Genomic DNA, 18,577 nt, shown 5'->3' with positions numbered 1-18,577 from the left:
CGGGTGCCACGGCAACCGCCCGCCGCCTGCTCGACGAGAACGACCGCAGGGCGCCAGAGCGTCATGTGGCAGCTCGACTACATGTTCGAGATCGGCACGGAATTCAGGAGGCCGTCCCCTAGCTGGACGCCGGCGGCTCTGGATCGACCTGCGTCTGAAGATAAATGACGCGCTGCTCGATCAGGGTGCGGTGGCGCTCCCATTCGACCAGCGTCTGCTTGAGCAGGTTGACGAGGCGCTCGGCCTGACGCGTATCGTGGCCGCCGGCCTCAAGATCGCGAACCCGCTCCTCCTGGTCGCGCACCCGCTGCCAGCCTTGCTCGATATCCTGATCGGCCTTGACGAGAAGTCGCTGCTCGGAATGGAGCTGCTGGGTACGCTCGGCAAGTGAGAGGGCCATGGCCATGCCTTCAGGCCTCCCGCTTGCGCGCCGGAGGATCGAGCGACTGTAGCACGACGCGCCGGATCATGTCGGCATATTCGCGATATTCGGCGGCACGGGCGTCATACATCTCCGCGACCGCAGGCCGGCCGCTGCGCCTGCCGTCGGAGGCCATCCGCTGCACCAGCTCCGCTCGCTCCTCGATGATGCGCAGCGCGACGCGGAGTGCTTCGTCCACCCGCCCCTCCTGCTCCTTTGCAAGGACATCGGCGGTGTAGGCATGACCGACCTGGCAGCGGAAACGCATCGGACGCAATCCTTTGACCTCGGACAGGACGCCGCCACAGCCCGGGCAGGTCAGCGCGACGGGATCGGCAAGTGCAATAAGGCTGTCGCTGCCGATCCGGTCACCGGCTGCAATCTCGACTTCGAGGCGGATGTCCGGCGGGATCGGCAACGTCGCGCCCGGAGGCTCCTTGACGAGATCGGACAGCACGTCACCCACGGCCGCGCCGGGCACGCACAGATCGATGGTGCTCGCCTCCAGGGCGCGCCGCGGCATCTCGTCGGAAATGGCGTCCAAGGGGTCCTGAACCACCGTCATCCCGCCGCATCGCTTGATGGCACTGAGACCGGCTGCACCATCGGACAGCAGGCCGCTGAGAAGAACGCCGATCACGCGAGGGCCATAATGCAGCGCCGCCGAACGGAACAGGGCATCGATCGCCGGCCGTACCAAGTTCTCGCGCGGACCGCGCCCGAGTTGCACATGATTTTCAGCCAACAGCAGATGGTGATCCGGCGCCGCCAGATAGACATGACCGGTTTCGATCTTCATGCCGTTTTCGGCCTGCCGAACGGGGAGCTTGGCGGCGCCGCTTACGACCGTCGAGAGTATGCCGATGCCTTGCGCCGGTATGTGCAAGACGATGAATACGGCCGCCGGCAGGTCGGCCGGAAGGCGGCCCAAAATCTGCTTCAAGGGTGCGGTCGCCCCTGCCGAGCCCCCGATGACGATGATGTCGCGGTTGCTCATGGAACCCGCCTTCGATTGCATCGTTTGCACCAAGGCGGCTGCCCGTTTTATGTTCCTAACGGCCTGGAGCAGCGCTGGAGGCATCATGTCGGTATCGCCCACATTGTCCCGTCAGAACATCGGTCTTACGGGCCGGCGGATTCTCGTCGTTGAGGACGAATATTTTCTCGCCGATGACATCGGCAAGACGCTTCGCGCGCTCGGTGCAGAGATCGCCGGGCCGGTCGGTCATATCGAGGACGCGGTCGAGATTCTGCACGATGGCGGCGTTCTGGACGCCGCGGTGCTCGACGTGAACATCCGCAGCGACATGGTCTTCCCTATTGCCCGCGAGCTGAGAGCGCGCCACGTGCCTTTCGTATTCACGACGGGTTACGACAAGATCACCATCATTTCCGAATTCCAGGACGTGTTGCTCCTGGAGAAGCCGATCGATCTCACAGCAATGGCCCGGAAACTGACTGCGCTCATCAACGATCCGAGGGTCTGACGCACGACGGCGCGGTGCTTGCGCCGCTCATCGCAAGATAGAGGGACATGCGATGATGATCTACACTCCTGATCACCCGCTGGACGCAAGAGTCCTGGCGAATTCCCGCGAGATGGTTCGCGAGGCGCTCGCGCTCTTGCGCGACAGCGATCACCTCGTCAGTGGACTGCGCCTGCGTGAGGAGCTGGGACGTCGCGAGCCGCCGCGCAGCGACGACTGACCGTCCGGACACAACGGTTCACAGCAAGTTGACAGCTAAAAGAGATGCGCGAAGGTGAGCCAGGCGGTCACCGCGAGGCACAGAACAACGGCGGCGTAGGACAACGCGACGCGCAAGATTGCCTCCGGGCCCATCAGCTCAGCATCATCCAGACAATCGCCCCAGCCATCACCAGAAAACCCGTGATGGCGGTTGCAACAAAGGCCTGTTCCACGCGGTCCATCGCCACGGCAGCCCCCCTTTCCAGCCAGGTCAGTGTGATGGGCTGCGACGTCTCGCGCATTAGGATATGTGAATCGGCCGCGCCCACTTGTTTCGGCCCCGCCTCAAAGGTTGCAGCGCTTCGGCGCTACGATCGCGGCTATTCACGCCAGAATTTCGCCAGTTCCCCGGCCGTCACCAGATTCACCTGGCCGTGGAAGCGCGTGGGTGAACGGCATCCCGCATCTCGGCGATCTCCGACCTGTCGTCCCTCATCGTTCCATGCACCGTCAAGAAGCACAGGGATTCGACTGCCTCCTGCTCAAGCGGTATGGCCGTCGAAGCCACCAGTTGCAGGCGTCTTCTTGTCGCGCTGGGGCGTCATCCGCGCGGGATCCGGCTCGCCCGGAATACCGCGCGGCCCGAGTTGCTCCCGTTGCAGATCGTCCTCCGAGAACGACGGCTCAACGCCGTTCGGCTGCTTCGGCCTTCGCGCAGTTTCGTTGTCATGGCTGCCCATGGCACGCTCCTGATGTACTCGAGGTCAATCATGACCGGGCGCGCGCGTTCCAAGCAGACTTCCCGACTTCAACGGATGTTCCCGTGGCGCGGCTACGTGCCTGAAAGTGGCATCTCGCCGCCTTCGATCAGCTCAGGAACGACATCCCGGAACAGACGCACCGGAACGGACTTCGCCGCCCTCCGACGCCAGGCGATTGGGAGCGACGCGTCGCAATAGCAGCAACCGCGCTACAAGTAGCGCAATCACTCTGGCGTAACGAAGTACCAAGCTCGCTAGATCGTTGCGGTGTCAACCAAAGACCCCGCGATGTCCCTGTTCCCGAGCGGCACCACCACGCCCGCATCGATCGTCGACGCCCTGAAAGCGGTAGCCGGTGATCCACCAAAGATACGCGCGAGCTTTGCCAAGGGCCAATGCGTCCACGGCGCTTATATCCCGTCGGATCAGGCGGAGGAGATTACGAAATCCCGCAGCTTCACCCGACCATCACGCGTGCTGGCGCGCTTCTCGGTCGGCGGCGGCAAACCCGGAGCGGCGGATACCGACAAGCTTGCGCTGCGCGGCTTCAGCTTCAGGCTCGGAAACGTTGATCATCGGTCCGACATTCTCACGCAGAGCGCTCCGGTGCATTATGCAAGGACGCTCGACCAGATGCTGGCGTTCCTCAACGCGAGCATTCCGGGAGCGGACGGCAAGCCGGATGTGGAGAAAATCAACGCATTCTTTGCCGCCAATCCCGAAACGCTGCATCAAACCGACTTCATGGCCGCGCGTCCGCTACCCGCGAGCTTCGCCGGCACGACCTACTGGGGCGTGCACGCCTTTCCCGCGACGAATTCGATGGGTGAGACCCGGTTCATCAAGTTCAAGGTCGCGCCGGTCGGTGGGGACATCACGCTGACGGAGGATGAGGCCAAGGCAAAGTCTGCCGACTTCCTGCACGATGATCTCGAACATCGGATCGCCGCAGGCGATGCCCGCTTCAGCGTGATGGCGGTGCTCGATCGTCCCGGGGATCCCACGATGGACGTGACCATCCGTTGGCCAGACGAGGACGAACGAGAAGCAGTACGATTGGGAACGATCGTCATCACGGCTATCGAGCCAAACGAAGCGTGCGATGCCTTCTTCTTCGATCCCGCAAACCTCGCCGAAGGCATCGGTCATCCGCCTGACGAGATCTTCGCGGCGCGCAGCCCTGCCTATGCCATCTCGTTTGCGAAGCGGCGTTGATCAGGTGAGTTCTCACGGAGCGCTGCTGACTATGTCTCGCCTTCCGGCGCCCCCAGTGTTTCGCGGCGCCACACCGCGGGGCTGACGCCGACCTGCGCCGTAAACACCTTCGTAAAGTGGCTTTGATTGGCAAACCCCGCCGAGATGGCAATCTCGGACAGCGGCAGGTCCCGTAGGGTCATCAACTGCTTGGCCACCTTCACACGCTGGCGCAGCAGCCACTGGTGCGGCGGCAGGCCGGTGGAGATACGAAACGCGCGCGAAAAATAACTGACCGAGAGACCGAACTCGGCCGCGACCCGCTGCAATGAAAGTGTCCCGCCGAGGTCCGAGTCGAGCTTTTCGCAGGCCCGCTTCACCTGCCGTGGAGCGAGACCGCCACGACCCGATCCGGCGATGCGCTGCAGCCCGCCATAGGCCTGGACGATGTGCGCGCTGAACGCGAGCATCATGTGATCGATGAAAAGCTGGTTGGCCTCGGCCGGCCGACTCAGCCCTTCCAACAGCAAAGCCCCGATATGACGCATGACCTTGTCGTCGTGACCGAAGCCGAACTGACAGGCGAGATCGCCAACACCCCGCGTACGGGATTCCTTCGCGATGGCGTCGAGCGCTGAACGCGGAAGATAGAACTGGAGGGAGTGGAACGGTTTGTCGATGATAAAGCCCGGATCGCTCCTCAGGTCGTACAGATAAGTTGTGCCGGCTCTGACATCCGCTTTCGCGACGCACTTGCCGTGATCCCAGAGCTCGCAGTCCGGATAATCGTGAAGCTTCAAGCTGACGAGATAGGCCTCATCGGCGACTGAGCCGGAAAGGCCTGGCACGGGGTTATCGTCCTGGGTTTCGGTGACCGCGAGGTCGACGCCGCGCATTGACCGCGTGATCAGCGAGGGCGGTGCATCCCTCAGGCGCAACTGCTGCCTGACCCTCTGTACAAAAGTGCCCGCGTCTCGCATGCCGACCGATCTCATCCGTGGGAGCCGCAGCAGGAAGGCCTTCTTCAGCTTTCCTAGCTGGCATTCTAATACCGGAGGTCAAGCTCGCCAGTCCAGATCGGCTGGCGGAACGAGCATCGGCCCCGGCAGCCACCGGATCAATCCCCGCGAGGTCATTTTTTCAGCAGTATCAGGATGATCTGGATCGTCCGGCAACGAACTTCACTCAATCCCAGGTAGCTTCGATCGGTTCGGTCGAGCGTTTGTGAAGGTGCCGCCCTGCTATTGTTCGATCTTCGACGCTCCGTCGTCGCGCATTCCTCAATCGGAAAGTTTAGATCTACCTGGACCAAAAGATTGAGACCAAAAGATTGGGCGCCGAACCGTCGGCACGATAGGCCGTTCTGCAGTTGCAGCGCATCTTCCGAGTCTCGGCAAGGTTGATGGGAGACTGCAATGCGGCCAAGTCAATTCGACCAAGCGTTGGGGGCTCGTCTGAGGTCGCTCAGTTCGCGCACGCGCTAGCTCCGTATAGGGACCAGCGTCAATTCAGCAGGGAGGCCGTGCGAACGAGTGCCCTCTTGGCGAGCGAGAGCCTCGAGCGATCAGCACCGGGTCTCCGATGACGATCTCATCAATGCATTGCGATGCGTGATCGTACCGCAATGCATATTCTCTACCTGCGTCACCGAGAACGGCTATTCAGGTTCATGGCACGACGGCTTTTCTGGTGATCCTCGCCTTGACCCTCGGGCTTATTCTGCCACGCATGCTGCTCGAAGATCACGCGTAGCATCGCTCGTGTCTTCCAAGAGCGGCACAAGCCGCTACCAACATGGAACTATACATCCCGAAGTTCAACAAACAGCTTTTCGAATTCGGTCTCTGCCCTGTAGAAGACCGCGGGCTGCCCCAGCGGCGCCTTGATCGATATGTCTTGGCCGCCCGCAAATGACTGGCCCGTCCAGACGTGAATCCAGTCGGTCCCCGACGGAAGGTAGAGTTTCCGCTCCTCTTGTGAGGCCTGCCAGACGGGTGCGACCAGCACGTCCCGACCATAGAGATAGCAATCCTGAATACCGTAGGTCCGCCGGTCTTCTTCGTGATGCAGGAACAACGGACGCTGAACCGGAAGACCCTGGCGAGTTGCTTCCAGCGACAATCTCCTGAGATAGGGCGAGAGGTGAACGTAGATCGCAGTCATTCTGGCGAAATGCGAAAGGACCGAAGGGTCGCCGTCGATCTGCAGGTTGTCGCGGGGCCTGTTCCCTTCGTGACTACGCATCACGGGCGTGAATGCCGCCATCTCGGCCCAGCGCATGATGAGTTCGGGCGTGCGGACATTTCCGAACAAGCTCGTGTAGCCGCCGATATCGGAATGGTGAAACGCATTGCCGAGCAGTCCCGACGACAACGCAGCGCAAATGACCGTGACCAACCCGTCATGCCGCGAAAAATCAACCGATTGATCGCCGGCCCAGAGCAACGGGCACCACTTCTGTGTACCCGTGAAGCCAGCCCGCATGAAGAACACGGCCTCACCTGTCCGGCCGCGGCTCGTCACCGCCTTCGCGTTGACTTCTGCCCATAGCGTTGGCCAATGGTTGTGCGCAAGCCTTGCGTCGGCCCCGTTGGCGAGACGCACATCAACCGGTAGATACTCGCCGAAATCGGCCATCCACCCGGACAAGCCATAGTCGAGCATCCTTGCGCCTATGATCTCTTCGGAAAACCACGCCGCAGCGTCCGGATTGGTGAAGTCGACGATACCACAGTGAAATTCCCCGAAATCGATCAGGGCAATTCGCGCCGACGCATCTTTGACGAAGTAGTCCGCATCCGCAGCCTCCTTGAACAGGACACCATCGTCGCAGAGATACGGATTCACGTAACCGAGGAAGTGGATGCCCTCGCTGTTCAATTCCGCGATGCGCTGTCGCAGGCCCGGATACCGCTTCTCGTTTGCCTGCCAGTCCCAGAACAGTCGCGCACCGAATGTCGTCGGCCGAATCCCGACCCAGTCCTCGCACCACAGACCGGCGACCTTGACGCCCGCCTCACGCATCTTCGCAAGGCGATTGAACGAGTTCGCTCCATCCTTTAAGCCGATTATCGCACCATTGTAGATCCATTCCGGGAGTGGTGGCTGGCGTCCAAAACGGCTGGACAGGATCTCAACCAGTTCGACGAACGACGGGGCAGCAAACAGTTCGATGCGCTCCGGAACAGCCCAGACTTCAATCTCGTGAAACGATTCATCGCGAAAATCGAGAACGCTAAAGGCGAACGTTGCGACATGCAGCGCATAGCGCGCCGATGAGACATAAGTCGGCTGGGGATAGTACGTGTGATAGTAGTCGCCGCCCGCGTGGCCCGCCACGTCCGCCTTGAACGTGATCTCGGTGTTCTTGTCGCGCCCGACGCCCGGCTCCGAACTCCACAACGGAAATTGCCGCCCGCGCAAATCAAAGTAGGAGAATTGCTCGCCCCCGCCCCAGACGTTCTCGTCCCGGTCGGCAACGACACGCAGCCAAAATCGGTTCACGGATGGATCAAGGGCCTGCAGCGCCAGCGCATTGCCCTCGAGCGTGACCGCCAGGCGCGGGGGCTGCCCCTTGGCAGCGGCAAGCACGATCCTTTCGCCATCCATCTCCGCATGCGCCAGCGGACAGCGTTCAGCAAGGCGATCTTCAATCTCGAAGCGACCGCGATGCATAGCGATGCTATCGTTCCCTTGGCCGACAAAGAAGCATGGGGCCGCGGCGCTGTGTGCAAGAACCCGGCGGCCACAAACGGAGACAGTAAAGCCGGATTGGGTCGTCTCAAGTTTCAAGTCCATTCCTCTCCATCCCTTCAGGTCAGGCCAGCATCGACCACGAAGTTCGCCCCTGTGCAGCCTGCGCTCTCGTCGGAGGCGAGGAACAGCGCCACGCGCGCAACGTGCGTGGCATCGAGTCGAAATTTGAGCGCCTGGCTCTCGATGAACTTCTGATTGCTTTCGGGCGTCGCCCACAGCCGCAGTTGGCGTTCCGTCACGATCGCGCCCGGCACGATGCAGTTGACGCGAATGCCCGCCGGGCCCAGTTCGCGAGCAAGTGTCTTCGTCATGCCGTTAATGGCCGCCTTCGCTGCCGTATAGCCGACCATTCCCGGAATCCCGCGCATCCAGGAAACCGAACCAAACATGATGATCGCCCCGCGGCCGGCCTCAATCATCCGCCTGCTCACGGCCTGGCTGGCGAAAAACTGATGATCGAGGTTCAACGCCAGCGCGCGTCGCCAAGCCTCAGGCCCAACGTCGGCCATCGCGTGGCGATCATCGCGGGCGGCATTGTTGATGAGCACTGCGACCGGTCCATGCTTGTCTTCAACGCCCGCGATCGCGGAGCGCAGCGCCTCAACGTCGGTGATGTCGCAAGCAATGAACTCGGCTCCCGTGGCGGCAGCGGTCTCCCGCCCCGCCTCCGCGTCGATGTCGACGAAAGAGACGATCGCCCCTTGGGAAGAAAAGGCCTTCACCATTTCGGCGCCAATTCCAGAGGCCCCGCCAGTAATCAGTACGCTGCGACCAGCCAATGATGCGTAGCGAACCGAATCGTAAGCTGCCATTTTTCTTTAACCTCGTGAAGCCTCAGGCATCCGGATCGAAACGCGGCTTCTCGATACCGGGAACCATTTTTGCTGTTTCTTTGACACGTCAGCTCCTCATCCCTTGAGGCCGCCCGCCGTCAGCCCCGAGACCACACGCTCCTGGAAGATCACGATCAGGATTGCCACCGGTACGATGCCGACGACGAGCGCGGCCGAGATCACCGGCCAGGGGAAGGCGAATTCGCCCTGATAAAGCTGGATTCCGACCGGCAGCGTGCGCAGTGCCGGATCGGAATTGAACGAGAGCGCGAGCAGAAACTCATCCCATGAATTGACGAAGGCGAGGATACCCGCGGTAAATACGCCCGGCGCGGACAGCGGCACAACTACCTTGAACAACGCGCCAAAGCGCGTGCAGCCGTCGATCATGGCGGCATTCTCCAGATCGCGCGGAATGCCCTCGAAGAACGACGTCAGCACCAATGTACAGACCGGCAGGCTCAGCACCGTGTAAGGCAGAATCAGCGCCGTCCAGGTGTTGAGCAGATTGAGCGCGCGCATCGTCTCGAACAGCGGCACCAGGAGCGTCACCAGCGGGAAGGTCGAGACCGCGATGATCAGCGACATGATGAGGCCGCGAAATCTCAGATTCAGTCGCGCCAACGCATAGGCCGCGAGAACGGACACTAGCAGCGTCAGCACGGTCGACAATAGCGCGACCATGAAGCTGTTGAATAGGAACGTGAGCAGCGGTTGATCGGAGAATGCCTGGACGTAATTCTTCAGCGTCGCCGCTTGCGGCAGCCAGGTGATCGGCTTCTGCGTGAGCTCGGCCTCGGTCTTGAACGAGGTCAGCAGAATCCACAGCGCCGGGAACAGGCCGTTCACGACGAGAATGAGCGCAGCGATGGCCCGCAACGGTTTGCCGGACAAGGCCGCGCCGAGGGCGGAGAAGGCAGCCGTGCTCATGATGCGGACCCGCTGCCGCGGATCATCCGCAGGTAAAGTGCCGTGACGCACATCGAAAGGCCGAACATCACCACCGCAAGTGCCGATCCATAACCGAGGTCGAGGAACGACACGGTGTTCTGATGGATGTACATGGCCAACGTCGCGGTTGCGGTGCCCGGCCCGCCTCCCGTCATCATGTAGGGAATATCGAAGGTCTGCAGCGCGGTAATGGTGCGGAAGATCAGCGCGACCACGATCGTGGGCTTCAGCAGCGGCAGCGTGATCTCGAAGAACTGCCGCACACGCCCTGCCCCGTCGACGTCCGCTGCCTCGTACAGCGAACGCGGAATGGTCTGCAATCCGGCCAGGATGATCATCGCCATGAAGGACGAGGCCTTCCAGATGATGGCGAGGCAGATCGCGGCGAACGCGAGTCGCGGCGAATTGAACCAGATCACGCCCGGCAGGCCGATCCGATTGAGCACGTCGTTGACGACGCCGTATTCCGAATGGAAGAACCAGGCGAAGATCAAGCCCGCAAACGCAAGCGGCAGCGCCCACGGAATCAGAAGCGAGAGCCTCACCGGCCATCGCATCTGGAACGGCAGATTGGCGAGCAGCGCAAGTCCGAGCCCCACAAGCAGCGCGCCGGGCACCGTGATGAGCGTGATCAGGATCGTGTTCCAGGTCGCCTGCCAAAACACTGGATCTTCCAGCATCTGCTGAAAGTTCGCGAGCCCGGCGAATCGCGCCGGCAGGCCCGACGTCAGCGACAGGTCGAGGAAACTCGTATAGATTAGCCGGCCCACCGGATAGACGATGATAACGCTGAGCAGGATCGCGGCGGGGGCCAGGAGCAGCACCGCAAGCGTCGTTTCGTCCGGATCAAACCAGCGCGACAGCCTCGCGCGCCGCGCATCGACGCGGCCGGCTGCGTTCTTGGACGTGGATGTCATCGTCATTCCGATCCGGATTGCGCGCAAGGCGACCGCAAGAATTCGCGACAACGAGCGGGATGCGAACAGGAGCGCACCCACTCGTCGCCGGAACGTGCCTTAGCGGAGGATTCGCTTCAGGCGAGCCTCGATCTGGGTGGCGCCGTCCGCCGGCGTGGTCACGCCAGCAAGCACCGCGTTGACCGTGGTCCGGATCGCTTCACTGACCTCGTTGTAACGCGGGGTCACCGGACGCGGCTGCGCGGTCTCGACAACCGGCTGAGCGTCGGCGAACCACGGCACCGCCTTGGTCACGTCCGCGTCCTTGTAGAGCTTGCCATAAGTCGGCAGCAGCGAGCCATTGACGGCCATGAATTTGGAGACTTCGGGGCTCGACAGATATTCGACGAGTTTCTTCGCCTCCTCCTGATGCTTGGAAAAGGCGGACACACCCCACTCCCAACCTCCGAGGCAAGTCGCCTGTTCGCCGCCCTCGACCGCCGGGAGCCGCGCGACGCCGACCTTGCCGACCACGGCGGAGTCCGCGCCCTGCGTCATGGCCCATGCGTAGGCCCAGTTCACCGCGAATACGACGTTGCCGGCCTGAAACTCCTTGCGCGTGTCGTCGGTCGCAACCTCGGCAATGTTCTTCTTGGCGACACCACTATCGGCGAGGCTCTTCCAGAGCGCGAGCGATTTCGCGGCAGCCTCACGATCGAAATCGAGCTTGCCGTCCTTCATGACTACCTTGCCCTGGCTCCAGTACGGTACGAGGAAAGTGCAGACAGCACCTTCAATTGCCTTGCCCTGGAACGAAAGGCCCTGCAGATTCGGATTGTGCTCGCCGTCCGCGATCTTCTTCGCGGCGGCAGCGAGCTCGTCCCAGGTCTTTGGCGGCTGGAGCCCGTATTTTTCGAGCAGGTCCTTGCGATAATAGAGGAACATGGAATCCGCAAAGGCGGGGAGCGCCACCACCTTGCCATTGACGGTGTTCGCCTCGGCGTAGGCGCGGAGGTAAGCCGACATGTTTTCGCTTGCAAACGGACTGGTCCAGCCCGCAGCCGCAAACTGCGCCGGCCGTATGACGTCGAGCATCAGCACATCGAGTGACGAGTCCTTCGCCGTCATGACCGTGTTGAGATATTGCGCCTGCAGATCTGAGGTCGCGCCGCCCAGCTCGATAGTGACTTTGACGCCCGGATTGCGAGTTTCGTATTGATCGAGCACCGCGCGCCAAATGCCGGGCTGCCCCTGGCTTGTGATGAAGACCTTCAACGGGGTTTCGGCGGACGCGCCGGTTGCGAATGCCAATGCTCCAAATCCGAGCAGCAGTCCTGTTATCTTTGCAATGCGTCCCAAACTCATGCCGTCCTCCCGATTAAGATCGCCGCTTGCTCGCGACATTTCTAGCTTTTGGTCGATAGCTCGCCGCGCACCTCTACTGCAAGGCACGCTCCGTCTCCACATCGAACAGATGAATCTTCGCAGGGTCGAGGCCCAGCTTGAACGCCTCACCGGTGTGCGGGCGCAATTCGGGCTGCAGCCGCGCGGTCAATGTCGCGCCGCCCAACGAAAAATGCACCAGCGTATCGGAACCGAGCGGCTCGACCACCTGCACCTGGCAATTCAGGCCGATATCAGACACCCCAGATGTGAAATGCTCGGGCCTGATGCCGACTATGAATTCGCGCCCGTCAGCCGCCGAGATGCCGGTGCCAGTCAAAGCCGCAAGCGGCAGACGGTTGCCGTCGGCAAAATCGAGGTAGCCATGGGCAGCCCTGGCCTTGGCGAAGTTCATCGACGGAGAGCCGACGAAGCCGCCGACGAACACGCTCGCGGGATGGTTGTAGACCTCATCGGGCGTTCCGATCTGCTCGATGTTGCCGCCACGTAGGATGACAATGCGATCGGCCAACGTCATCGCCTCGACCTGATCGTGGGTCACATAGACGATGGTGGTCCCCATTGTCTGGTGCAGCCTCTTGATTTCCGTGCGCACCTGACCGCGCAGCTTTGCGTCGAGATTGGAGAGCGGCTCATCGAACAGGAACACCTGCGGCCGCCGAACGATGGCCCGTCCCATCGCAACCCGCTGGCGTTGCCCGCCGGAGAGCTGTCCCGGCCGCCGGTCGAGAAGATGGGTGATGCCAAGCATCTCCGCCGCGCCCCTGATCTTGGCGTCCGCTTCCGCCGCGTTCGTGCCCCGCACCTTCAGGCTGAACCCCATGTTCTCGCGCACCGTCTTGTGCGGGTAGAGTGCGTAGTCCTGAAACACCATGGCAATGTCGCGCTCGCGCGGCGGCAGATCGTTGACGATACGGTCGCCGATCCGAATCTCACCCCCACTGATGCTTTCAAGTCCGGCGATCATGCGCAGCGTCGTCGATTTGCCGCAGCCCGACGGACCAACCAGCACCACGAACTCGCCGTCGATGATCTCGAGGTCGATGGCCTTGACGACGCGAAACGCACCGTAGCTCTTCTCAAGCTTGCGCAGGCTGACCGAAGCCATGAGCCCTCTTCTCCCGTCCCCGCCCCGCATCCCCGACGGCCGTAGAAGCCGTGGCCCCAATGGTAGCGCTACGATTTTCGCAAATCAACGGTCGAGAAAACGCCTGCCGACCCCGGCTCTCGCCGTGGTTCTGAGATCCGATTCTAGCCTATTTGACTGATCTTTTGCCAGTAGCGAGAATGCGATAGTATCACGGACAGAACCTCGGCCAAATAGCAGCGCTATTATTTCGGGGCTACCAAGGGAATGGCGGCAGCAAAGCCCACACGCACCCGGCGCAAGATGCAACGGGTCACAATCATGGATGTGGCGGCGCGCGCCGAACTCTCGCCGTCCACGGTGTCCCTCTATTTCAGGAAGCCCGATGCAGTTTCGGCGGCGGCGAGCGAGTCGATCGCACGCGCCATCGAAGCACTGGACTACGTGCCGAACCTGATGGCCGGCGGCCTGGCTGCGGCATCATCGCGCGTCGTGAGCATCATCGTGCCATCCGTCCGCAATGCGTTCTTTGCCGAGACCGTCGCGGCCATGCAGGAGGAACTCGGCAAGCAGCGACTGCAAGTCATGCTCGGCCATACCGAGTACAAAGAGCTCGACGAGGACAATCTGGTGCGCGCGGCACTGTCCTGGGCCCCTGCCGCCATCGTTTTGACCGGCCTCTCCCACAGCGCCGCGACGCGCAGGTTGTTGCGTGACAGCAAGGTGCCGGTTGTCGAAATCTGGGAGCTCGGTTCCCAGACGATGGACATGGCGGTCGGTTTTCACCACGACCAGGTCGGTCGCGCCGCCGCATCGCATCTCATTCAACGAGGGCGCAAGCGATTGCTGTTTCTTGGCGCCCGCCTGCACGAAGATCGTCGCGCTGCACGGCGGGCCCAAGGCTTCGTCGAGACGGCGCGGAACGTGCCGGACGTCACTGCGGAGATCATCCAGCATCCTGCGCCGGCGAGCACCGAGGTCGGTGCCATGCTGCTCGGCGAGGCCCTGCATCGCTTTCCGAACGTGAACGGGATTGCCTGCTCCAACGATCACATCGCCCTCGGCGTGATCTTCGAGTGCCAGCGCCTCGGCATCGCAATCCCCGAGCGCGTGTCGGTGGTGGGCTTCGGCGACTTGAGCTTCAGCGCAGCCTCCAATCCGTCCTTGACGACCATCCGCCCGCCTGGCGACCTGATCGGAAAGGAAGCTGCGCGACTGATCATCGCAAGGATCTCGCACCCCGACGGTAAGCCGGAGCAGGCCGTCATCGATACGCGTTTCACATTGCTCCATCGGCAGAGCAGTTAATTGGAAATTCAATCACCTGTGACAACGGCGACGCCCCAATTACGCCCGAGCCGACTGTCCTCGACTTCGTAAATACTGGTCTCGACGACGCTTTTTCCGACCTCGACCGTCTGATCTTGTGCGAGACTCGATGCGCCACGGAGGCCTACTCCAAGCTCCCGTCGAGGACTTCACCGAACTGCTCCCAGCCCGTGCCTGTCCATCGCTGAAGCTGCAGTTGCGTCCAGATCATGTTGTTCCGGTCACTGGTGTTGATCTGAACGCCGGGCAGCGCCGTTGGCAGCAAGAAGTTCTTCAGCGACTTCGCCTGCTTCATGATGTTTTCACGCGAAAGGTCGTCGCCGCATTGCTTGAGGATCTGCTCCAATACCATACCCTGCTGGTATCCGGTCAGGTAGCTCGTATTGGTGATATCGGAGCCGGGCAGGTATCGTTCGAAGAAGGCGCGATAGACCTTCACTCCCTCGTCATCCGCCCATTTCTGGTCGCTTGGATCCTTGTTCGGGGTACCGACGATGACACCGATCGAGTTCTCCAATCCCGCGGGCTTCAGCGTGCCCGCTATCGTTGACGACGGGAAGTTGATCAAGATCGTGGGATGCCACCCGCTCTCCACCGCACGACGGATAGCCTGCGCGGCAAACTTCGGTGTACCAGCGATGAACAGCGCCTGCGCACCCGAGCTCTTGAGCGTAACCACCTGTGAGTCGATCGTCGGTTCCGTCACCTCGTAACTGGCGGTCACCACGCGCTTGTCGAAATCGGCGCCCAACACGGCCTTGAAAGCGTTCACGTAGTCACGACCGAGATCGTCGTTCTGGAACAGAATCGCGTATTTCGCCATCGGCAAGGCGCGCTGCAGATATCTTGCGTAGATCTTGCCCTCGGTATCATAGCTGACGAGGCCAGTGGTCGTGAGCGGATAGTCCTTGACGCTGGTAAATTTGCTCGCGCCGGTGACGATTGCGATTGTCGGTACGCGTTTCGCAGCGAGGTATTTTGCCACGGCGGAATTGCCCGCCGTACCGAGCTGGCTGAACATGAAGGCGATTTCGTCGCTCTCCACCAGCCGGCGCGCGTGCTCAAAAGCCTTCGGCGGGCTGTAAGCATCGTCGAGCATCACGTACTCAATCTTGCGTCCGTTGATTCCACCACGATCGTTGATTGATTGCACATAAGCGCGCACACCCTGCCCGACCTGGCCGATCGAGGAGGCCGGTCCGCTCAACGGAAATATGCCACCAATCTTGATTTGCGTCGCTGTGACGCCGGGGGTGTCGCCCGCCCAGCAAGGGACCGACATTGCAAACAGCAGTGCGCAGGCCAGTCGGATGCCCCAAAACATTGTGCACTTCTCCATTGTTTTCGCGCCCTGCCTCGAGCAGGAAGCGATGCTTTTCTCAGTTCAAGTCAGGTTCTCAGATCAAGTCAGGCGGCAAACTTGAGTATCTTGACGATGTCGCCGGGCTCGCGGATCGGCTGTGGGTTCGCCCGCGTAAAAATTGAGAGCATTGCGTTCTTGCCGATCAGTTCGAAGCGGTCCTCGGCAACGCCGACCTCGGCGAGCGTTCGGGGAAGACCGAGCTCCGCAACAAACTCTGCGAAAGCCTCGCCGGCGTCACGCCCTCGCGCGCTGAGCGCCGCGGCGACAGCCTTCTGCGCGGCTTCCGTGGCGGGGCGGTTGTAACGCAATACGCTCGGCATCATCACGGCCGTGCAGAAATAGTGCGGCACGTCGCAGGTCCCGCCGAGCACATGCCCGATGGCGTGGCTCGCGCCCATCGGCACCCTCGCCTGCAGCCCAAAGGCCGACAGCCACGAGCCCAACTGACAGCTCAGCCGCGCCGCTTCGTCGTTCGGGTTGCTCCTGGTGCGCCGCAGACCATCATGCAGATAGCGCAGTCCCTGTTGACACACGGCATCGACGAGCACGTTCGGACGACTGGAACAGATCGCCTCGATGCCGTGATCCATGGCCCGGGTGCCGGAGCCGAGCCAGAGCTTCTCCGGCGTATATTTCGTCATGGCGGGGTCGAGGATGATGCTGCGCGGCATCATCATGGGGTGGTTGAATATCTGCTTCAGCTTGCGACGGGTATCGGTGACCAGCGCGCCGGAATTGTATTCGCCACCGGACAACGTGCTCGGGATGGCGATCATACGCGCCTTGGGAGTGCGGAACTGTCCAAAGCGGCGCTCTGGCGTGGTCTCGAAGCCGTCAAGGCCATCCTGCTCGAAAATCTCGTGCTCCATGCACATCAGCACGATCTTCGCCGCGTCGACCACCGAGCCCCCGCCGACGGCCACGACCAGGTCGGCCTTGGCCTCCGTCGCCCGCCTGGCAATCTGCACCACCGCTTCGCGCGTCGTATGCTGCGGGATACCGTCGAAAGTCTCCGCATGGCGCTCGCCCAGGGCCTTGCGGATCTTTTCGATCTCATCCGTCTTGGTGTTCAGTGTGCGACTGACGATCAGGTAGACGCGCTTTGCGCCAAGCCGCTCCGCTTCCTCGCGCAGCGCTTCGGCCGCGGGCTTGCCGTAGATCACCGATTCCATCGTCGGGTATTGATAACTGCCCACTGCAAGCATGCTTTCCCTCCCATCGATGCTGTTGTTCGACATCCCCGCAAAGCGCGCTGAACCGTCACGCGACGGCGCGCGCCGGAACGTCGTCGATGTTCTCGTCAAGGAAGCCGATCAGCCGCTGGCGTATGATCTGCTCGGCCTCGATCATGATGCGGTCGATCAGTTCCCTCACCGTCGGGATATCGTTGATCAGGCCGACCACCATCCCGCAGCTCCAGGCGCCCGCGTCCATCTCGCCGTTCACCATGACCTTGGGGTAGACCCCGGCAACCTGTTCGTGGATGTCATCGATCTTCAGGCTTGCGCCCTTCTCTCGTTCGACCTCAAGCAACTGGTCGACGCCCTTGTTCTTGAGCACACGCTCGGTGTTGCGCAGCGCGCGCATGACCAGCACGGTGTCGAGCTCGGTTGCCTTGACCAACGCCTGCTTGACGTTGTCGTGGACCGGCGCCTCCCTGGTGGCGACGAAGCGGGTGCCCATGTTCATGCCGGCGGCGCCCATCGACAGCGCCGCGACGAGGCTCCGCGCATCCGCCATGCCGCCCGACGCCACGAACGGGATCTTCAACTCGTCCGCCGCGCGCGGCAGCAGGATCATGTTCGGAATATCGTCCTCGCCAGGGTGACCGCCGCATTCGAACCCGTCAACGCTCACCGCATCACAGCCGATCTTCTCGGCCTTGAGCGAATGCCGCACCGAAGTGCATTTGTGGATCACCTTGATCCCGGCTGCCTTCAGCGCCGGCATGTACTGCTCGGGGCTGCGGCCCGCGGTCTCGACGGCCTTGACGCCTCCCTCCTTGATGGCAGCGATGTATTCGGGATAAGGCGGCGCGGTAAAGCTCGGCAGGAAGGTCAGGTTCACGCCGAACGGCTTGTCGGTCATGTCGCGGCAGCGCGCGATTTCCTTCGCAAGCAGTTCAGGGGTTTTTTGCGTCAAGCCAGTGATGATGCCGAGACCGCCAGCGTTGGAGACGGCTGCCGCAAGCTCGGCAAAGCCGACGTAATGCATGCCACCCTGGATGATCGGATGCTGGATGCCGAATAGTTCAGTGATTGCCGTCTTCACGTGTGATCTCCGCTTTTGAATCAGTGGACGACTTCGAACAGACCGGCCGCGCCCATGCCGCCGCCGATGCACATGGTCACCACGCCGTATTTCGCCTTGCGCCTACGGCCCTCGATCAGGAGGTGCCCCGTGAGCCGCGAACCGGTCATGCCGTAGGGATGGCCGATCGCGATCGAGCCGCCATTGACGTTGAGCTTGTCCGGATCGATGCCGAGCTTGTCGCGGCAATAGATCACCTGCACCGCATAGGCCTCATTGAGCTCCCAGAGATCGATGTCGTCGATCTTCAGATTGTGGCGCTTCAACAGCCGCGGGATCGCAGCGACCGGGCCGACGCCCATCTCGTCCGGCTCGACGCCGGCGGCGACGAAGCCGCGGAAGATGCCGAGCGGCTTCAGGCCCTTCCTGGCAGCGATCTTGTCGCTCATGATCACGCAAGCCGAGGCGCCGTCCGAGAGCTGGCTGGCATTGCCGGCGCTTATCGTCTTGCCCTCGAACACGGGCTTGATCTTGGCGAGGCCCTCGGCGGTCGTATCGGGGCGCGGTCCTTCGTCTTTGGTCAGCGTCACCTGCTGATAGCTGACCTCCTTGGTGTCCTTGTCGATCACGGCCATCTTGGTCGT

The 18,577-nt window shown here is 61.9% G+C and carries 19 protein-coding genes; 4 read left to right on the top strand and 15 right to left on the bottom strand.

The window, feature by feature from the left end; translation table 11 throughout:
• Positions 1-118: 118 nt before the first annotated feature.
• Both SO156_RS03505 and SO156_RS03500 read right to left on the bottom strand, forming a co-directional pair.
• Complete coding sequence (locus SO156_RS03505) at positions 119-406, bottom strand: hypothetical protein (protein ID WP_498533855.1); 288 nt, start codon at positions 404-406, stop codon at positions 119-121.
• Between the two features lie 4 nt (positions 407-410).
• On the bottom strand, positions 411-1,418 hold the full coding sequence (locus SO156_RS03500) for a chemotaxis protein CheB (RefSeq protein ID WP_498533854.1): 1,008 nt from the start codon (positions 1,416-1,418) through the stop codon (positions 411-413).
• A gap of 85 nt (positions 1,419-1,503) precedes the next feature.
• On the opposite strand from SO156_RS03500, the gene SO156_RS03495 reads away from it, so the two are divergent.
• Both SO156_RS03495 and SO156_RS03490 read left to right on the top strand, forming a co-directional pair.
• Positions 1,504-1,908: a response regulator gene (locus SO156_RS03495; protein ID WP_498533853.1), complete on the top strand. Its 405-nt coding sequence runs from the start codon at positions 1,504-1,506 to the stop codon at positions 1,906-1,908.
• A 52-nt stretch (positions 1,909-1,960) separates the two neighbouring features.
• The gene (locus SO156_RS03490) at positions 1,961-2,128 is read left to right on the top strand and encodes a hypothetical protein (protein ID WP_458142861.1); all 168 of its coding nucleotides are present in this window, start codon (positions 1,961-1,963) and stop codon (positions 2,126-2,128) included.
• A 133-nt stretch (positions 2,129-2,261) separates the two neighbouring features.
• Here SO156_RS03490 and SO156_RS03485 read toward each other — a convergent pair whose 3' ends face one another.
• Both SO156_RS03485 and SO156_RS03480 read right to left on the bottom strand, forming a co-directional pair.
• Complete coding sequence (locus SO156_RS03485; protein WP_458142860.1) at positions 2,262-2,411, bottom strand: hypothetical protein; 150 nt, start codon at positions 2,409-2,411, stop codon at positions 2,262-2,264.
• A 240-nt stretch (positions 2,412-2,651) separates the two neighbouring features.
• The gene (locus tag SO156_RS03480) at positions 2,652-2,849 is read right to left on the bottom strand and encodes a hypothetical protein (RefSeq protein WP_458142858.1); all 198 of its coding nucleotides are present in this window, start codon (positions 2,847-2,849) and stop codon (positions 2,652-2,654) included.
• Positions 2,850-3,158: 309 nt separating this feature from the next.
• Between SO156_RS03480 and SO156_RS03475 the strand changes: the two genes are divergently transcribed.
• Positions 3,159-4,085, top strand: coding sequence for a catalase family peroxidase (locus SO156_RS03475; protein WP_498534043.1), 927 nt, complete (start codon positions 3,159-3,161; stop codon positions 4,083-4,085).
• A gap of 29 nt (positions 4,086-4,114) precedes the next feature.
• Here SO156_RS03475 and SO156_RS03470 read toward each other — a convergent pair whose 3' ends face one another.
• From SO156_RS03470 to SO156_RS03440, 7 genes are all read right to left on the bottom strand, one after another.
• Positions 4,115-5,044: a helix-turn-helix domain-containing protein gene (locus SO156_RS03470; RefSeq protein ID WP_498533852.1), complete on the bottom strand. Its 930-nt coding sequence runs from the start codon at positions 5,042-5,044 to the stop codon at positions 4,115-4,117.
• Positions 5,045-5,864: 820 nt separating this feature from the next.
• On the bottom strand, positions 5,865-7,856 hold the full coding sequence (locus SO156_RS03465) for an alpha-glucosidase (RefSeq protein ID WP_498534042.1): 1,992 nt from the start codon (positions 7,854-7,856) through the stop codon (positions 5,865-5,867).
• Between the two features lie 20 nt (positions 7,857-7,876).
• Positions 7,877-8,632, bottom strand: a complete 756-nt coding sequence (locus tag SO156_RS03460; RefSeq protein WP_498533851.1) for an SDR family NAD(P)-dependent oxidoreductase — start codon at positions 8,630-8,632, stop codon at positions 7,877-7,879.
• Between the two features lie 96 nt (positions 8,633-8,728).
• Positions 8,729-9,583, bottom strand: coding sequence for a carbohydrate ABC transporter permease (locus SO156_RS03455; protein ID WP_498533850.1), 855 nt, complete (start codon positions 9,581-9,583; stop codon positions 8,729-8,731).
• On the bottom strand, positions 9,580-10,521 hold the full coding sequence (locus tag SO156_RS03450) for a carbohydrate ABC transporter permease (protein ID WP_498533849.1): 942 nt from the start codon (positions 10,519-10,521) through the stop codon (positions 9,580-9,582). The genes SO156_RS03455 and SO156_RS03450 overlap by 4 nt, the downstream gene beginning before the upstream one ends.
• Before the next feature lie 99 nt (positions 10,522-10,620).
• Positions 10,621-11,865 carry an ABC transporter substrate-binding protein gene (locus tag SO156_RS03445; RefSeq protein WP_498533848.1) on the bottom strand — a complete coding sequence of 415 codons (1,245 nt, stop codon included), beginning with the start codon at positions 11,863-11,865 and terminating at the stop codon, positions 10,621-10,623.
• Between the two features lie 73 nt (positions 11,866-11,938).
• Positions 11,939-13,012, bottom strand: a complete 1,074-nt coding sequence (locus SO156_RS03440; protein WP_498533847.1) for an ABC transporter ATP-binding protein — start codon at positions 13,010-13,012, stop codon at positions 11,939-11,941.
• 246 nt (positions 13,013-13,258) lie between these two features.
• On the opposite strand from SO156_RS03440, the gene SO156_RS03435 reads away from it, so the two are divergent.
• The gene (locus SO156_RS03435) at positions 13,259-14,299 is read left to right on the top strand and encodes a LacI family DNA-binding transcriptional regulator (RefSeq protein WP_498533846.1); all 1,041 of its coding nucleotides are present in this window, start codon (positions 13,259-13,261) and stop codon (positions 14,297-14,299) included.
• 145 nt (positions 14,300-14,444) lie between these two features.
• Here the strand turns inward: SO156_RS03435 and SO156_RS03430 are convergent, their stop codons facing one another.
• The 4 genes from SO156_RS03430 to SO156_RS03415 form a co-directional block, all read right to left on the bottom strand.
• A complete protein-coding gene (locus SO156_RS03430) occupies positions 14,445-15,644 on the bottom strand; it encodes an ABC transporter substrate-binding protein (RefSeq protein WP_458149546.1) in 1,200 nt (399 codons plus the stop codon).
• An 83-nt stretch (positions 15,645-15,727) separates the two neighbouring features.
• Positions 15,728-16,888 carry an iron-containing alcohol dehydrogenase gene (locus SO156_RS03425; protein ID WP_498533845.1) on the bottom strand — a complete coding sequence of 387 codons (1,161 nt, stop codon included), beginning with the start codon at positions 16,886-16,888 and terminating at the stop codon, positions 15,728-15,730.
• Positions 16,889-16,943: 55 nt separating this feature from the next.
• The gene (locus tag SO156_RS03420) at positions 16,944-17,954 is read right to left on the bottom strand and encodes an NAD(P)H-dependent flavin oxidoreductase (protein ID WP_498533844.1); all 1,011 of its coding nucleotides are present in this window, start codon (positions 17,952-17,954) and stop codon (positions 16,944-16,946) included.
• Between the two features lie 20 nt (positions 17,955-17,974).
• The coding region (locus SO156_RS03415) for an acetyl-CoA C-acyltransferase (RefSeq protein WP_498533843.1) at positions 17,975-18,577 on the bottom strand (603 nt) is incomplete at its 5' end.

This window comes from Bradyrhizobium sp. UFLA05-125, assembly GCF_059803515.1.
Note: the sequence above shows the minus strand (reverse complement) of the source record. Positions and strands in the feature narration are given on the sequence as shown.

Coding starts and splice junctions, on each gene's coding strand:
- SO156_RS03430 (WP_458149546.1), bottom strand. CDS start 15,644: ATGTTTTGGGGCATCCGACTGGCCTGCGCACTGCTGTTTGCAATGTCG.
- SO156_RS03480 (WP_458142858.1), bottom strand. CDS start 2,849: ATGGGCAGCCATGACAACGAAACTGCGCGAAGGCCGAAGCAGCCGAAC.
- SO156_RS03425 (WP_498533845.1), bottom strand. CDS start 16,888: ATGCTTGCAGTGGGCAGTTATCAATACCCGACGATGGAATCGGTGATC.
- SO156_RS03475 (WP_498534043.1), top strand. CDS start 3,159: ATGTCCCTGTTCCCGAGCGGCACCACCACGCCCGCATCGATCGTCGAC.
- SO156_RS03435 (WP_498533846.1), top strand. CDS start 13,259: ATGGCGGCAGCAAAGCCCACACGCACCCGGCGCAAGATGCAACGGGTC.
- SO156_RS03440 (WP_498533847.1), bottom strand. CDS start 13,012: ATGGCTTCGGTCAGCCTGCGCAAGCTTGAGAAGAGCTACGGTGCGTTT.
- SO156_RS03490 (WP_458142861.1), top strand. CDS start 1,961: ATGATGATCTACACTCCTGATCACCCGCTGGACGCAAGAGTCCTGGCG.
- SO156_RS03450 (WP_498533849.1), bottom strand. CDS start 10,521: ATGACATCCACGTCCAAGAACGCAGCCGGCCGCGTCGATGCGCGGCGC.
- SO156_RS03460 (WP_498533851.1), bottom strand. CDS start 8,632: ATGGCAGCTTACGATTCGGTTCGCTACGCATCATTGGCTGGTCGCAGC.
- SO156_RS03495 (WP_498533853.1), top strand. CDS start 1,504: ATGTCGGTATCGCCCACATTGTCCCGTCAGAACATCGGTCTTACGGGC.
- SO156_RS03445 (WP_498533848.1), bottom strand. CDS start 11,865: ATGAGTTTGGGACGCATTGCAAAGATAACAGGACTGCTGCTCGGATTT.
- SO156_RS03470 (WP_498533852.1), bottom strand. CDS start 5,044: ATGCGAGACGCGGGCACTTTTGTACAGAGGGTCAGGCAGCAGTTGCGC.
- SO156_RS03500 (WP_498533854.1), bottom strand. CDS start 1,418: ATGAGCAACCGCGACATCATCGTCATCGGGGGCTCGGCAGGGGCGACC.
- SO156_RS03455 (WP_498533850.1), bottom strand. CDS start 9,583: ATGAGCACGGCTGCCTTCTCCGCCCTCGGCGCGGCCTTGTCCGGCAAA.
- SO156_RS03505 (WP_498533855.1), bottom strand. CDS start 406: ATGGCCATGGCCCTCTCACTTGCCGAGCGTACCCAGCAGCTCCATTCC.
- SO156_RS03485 (WP_458142860.1), bottom strand. CDS start 2,411: ATGCGCGAGACGTCGCAGCCCATCACACTGACCTGGCTGGAAAGGGGG.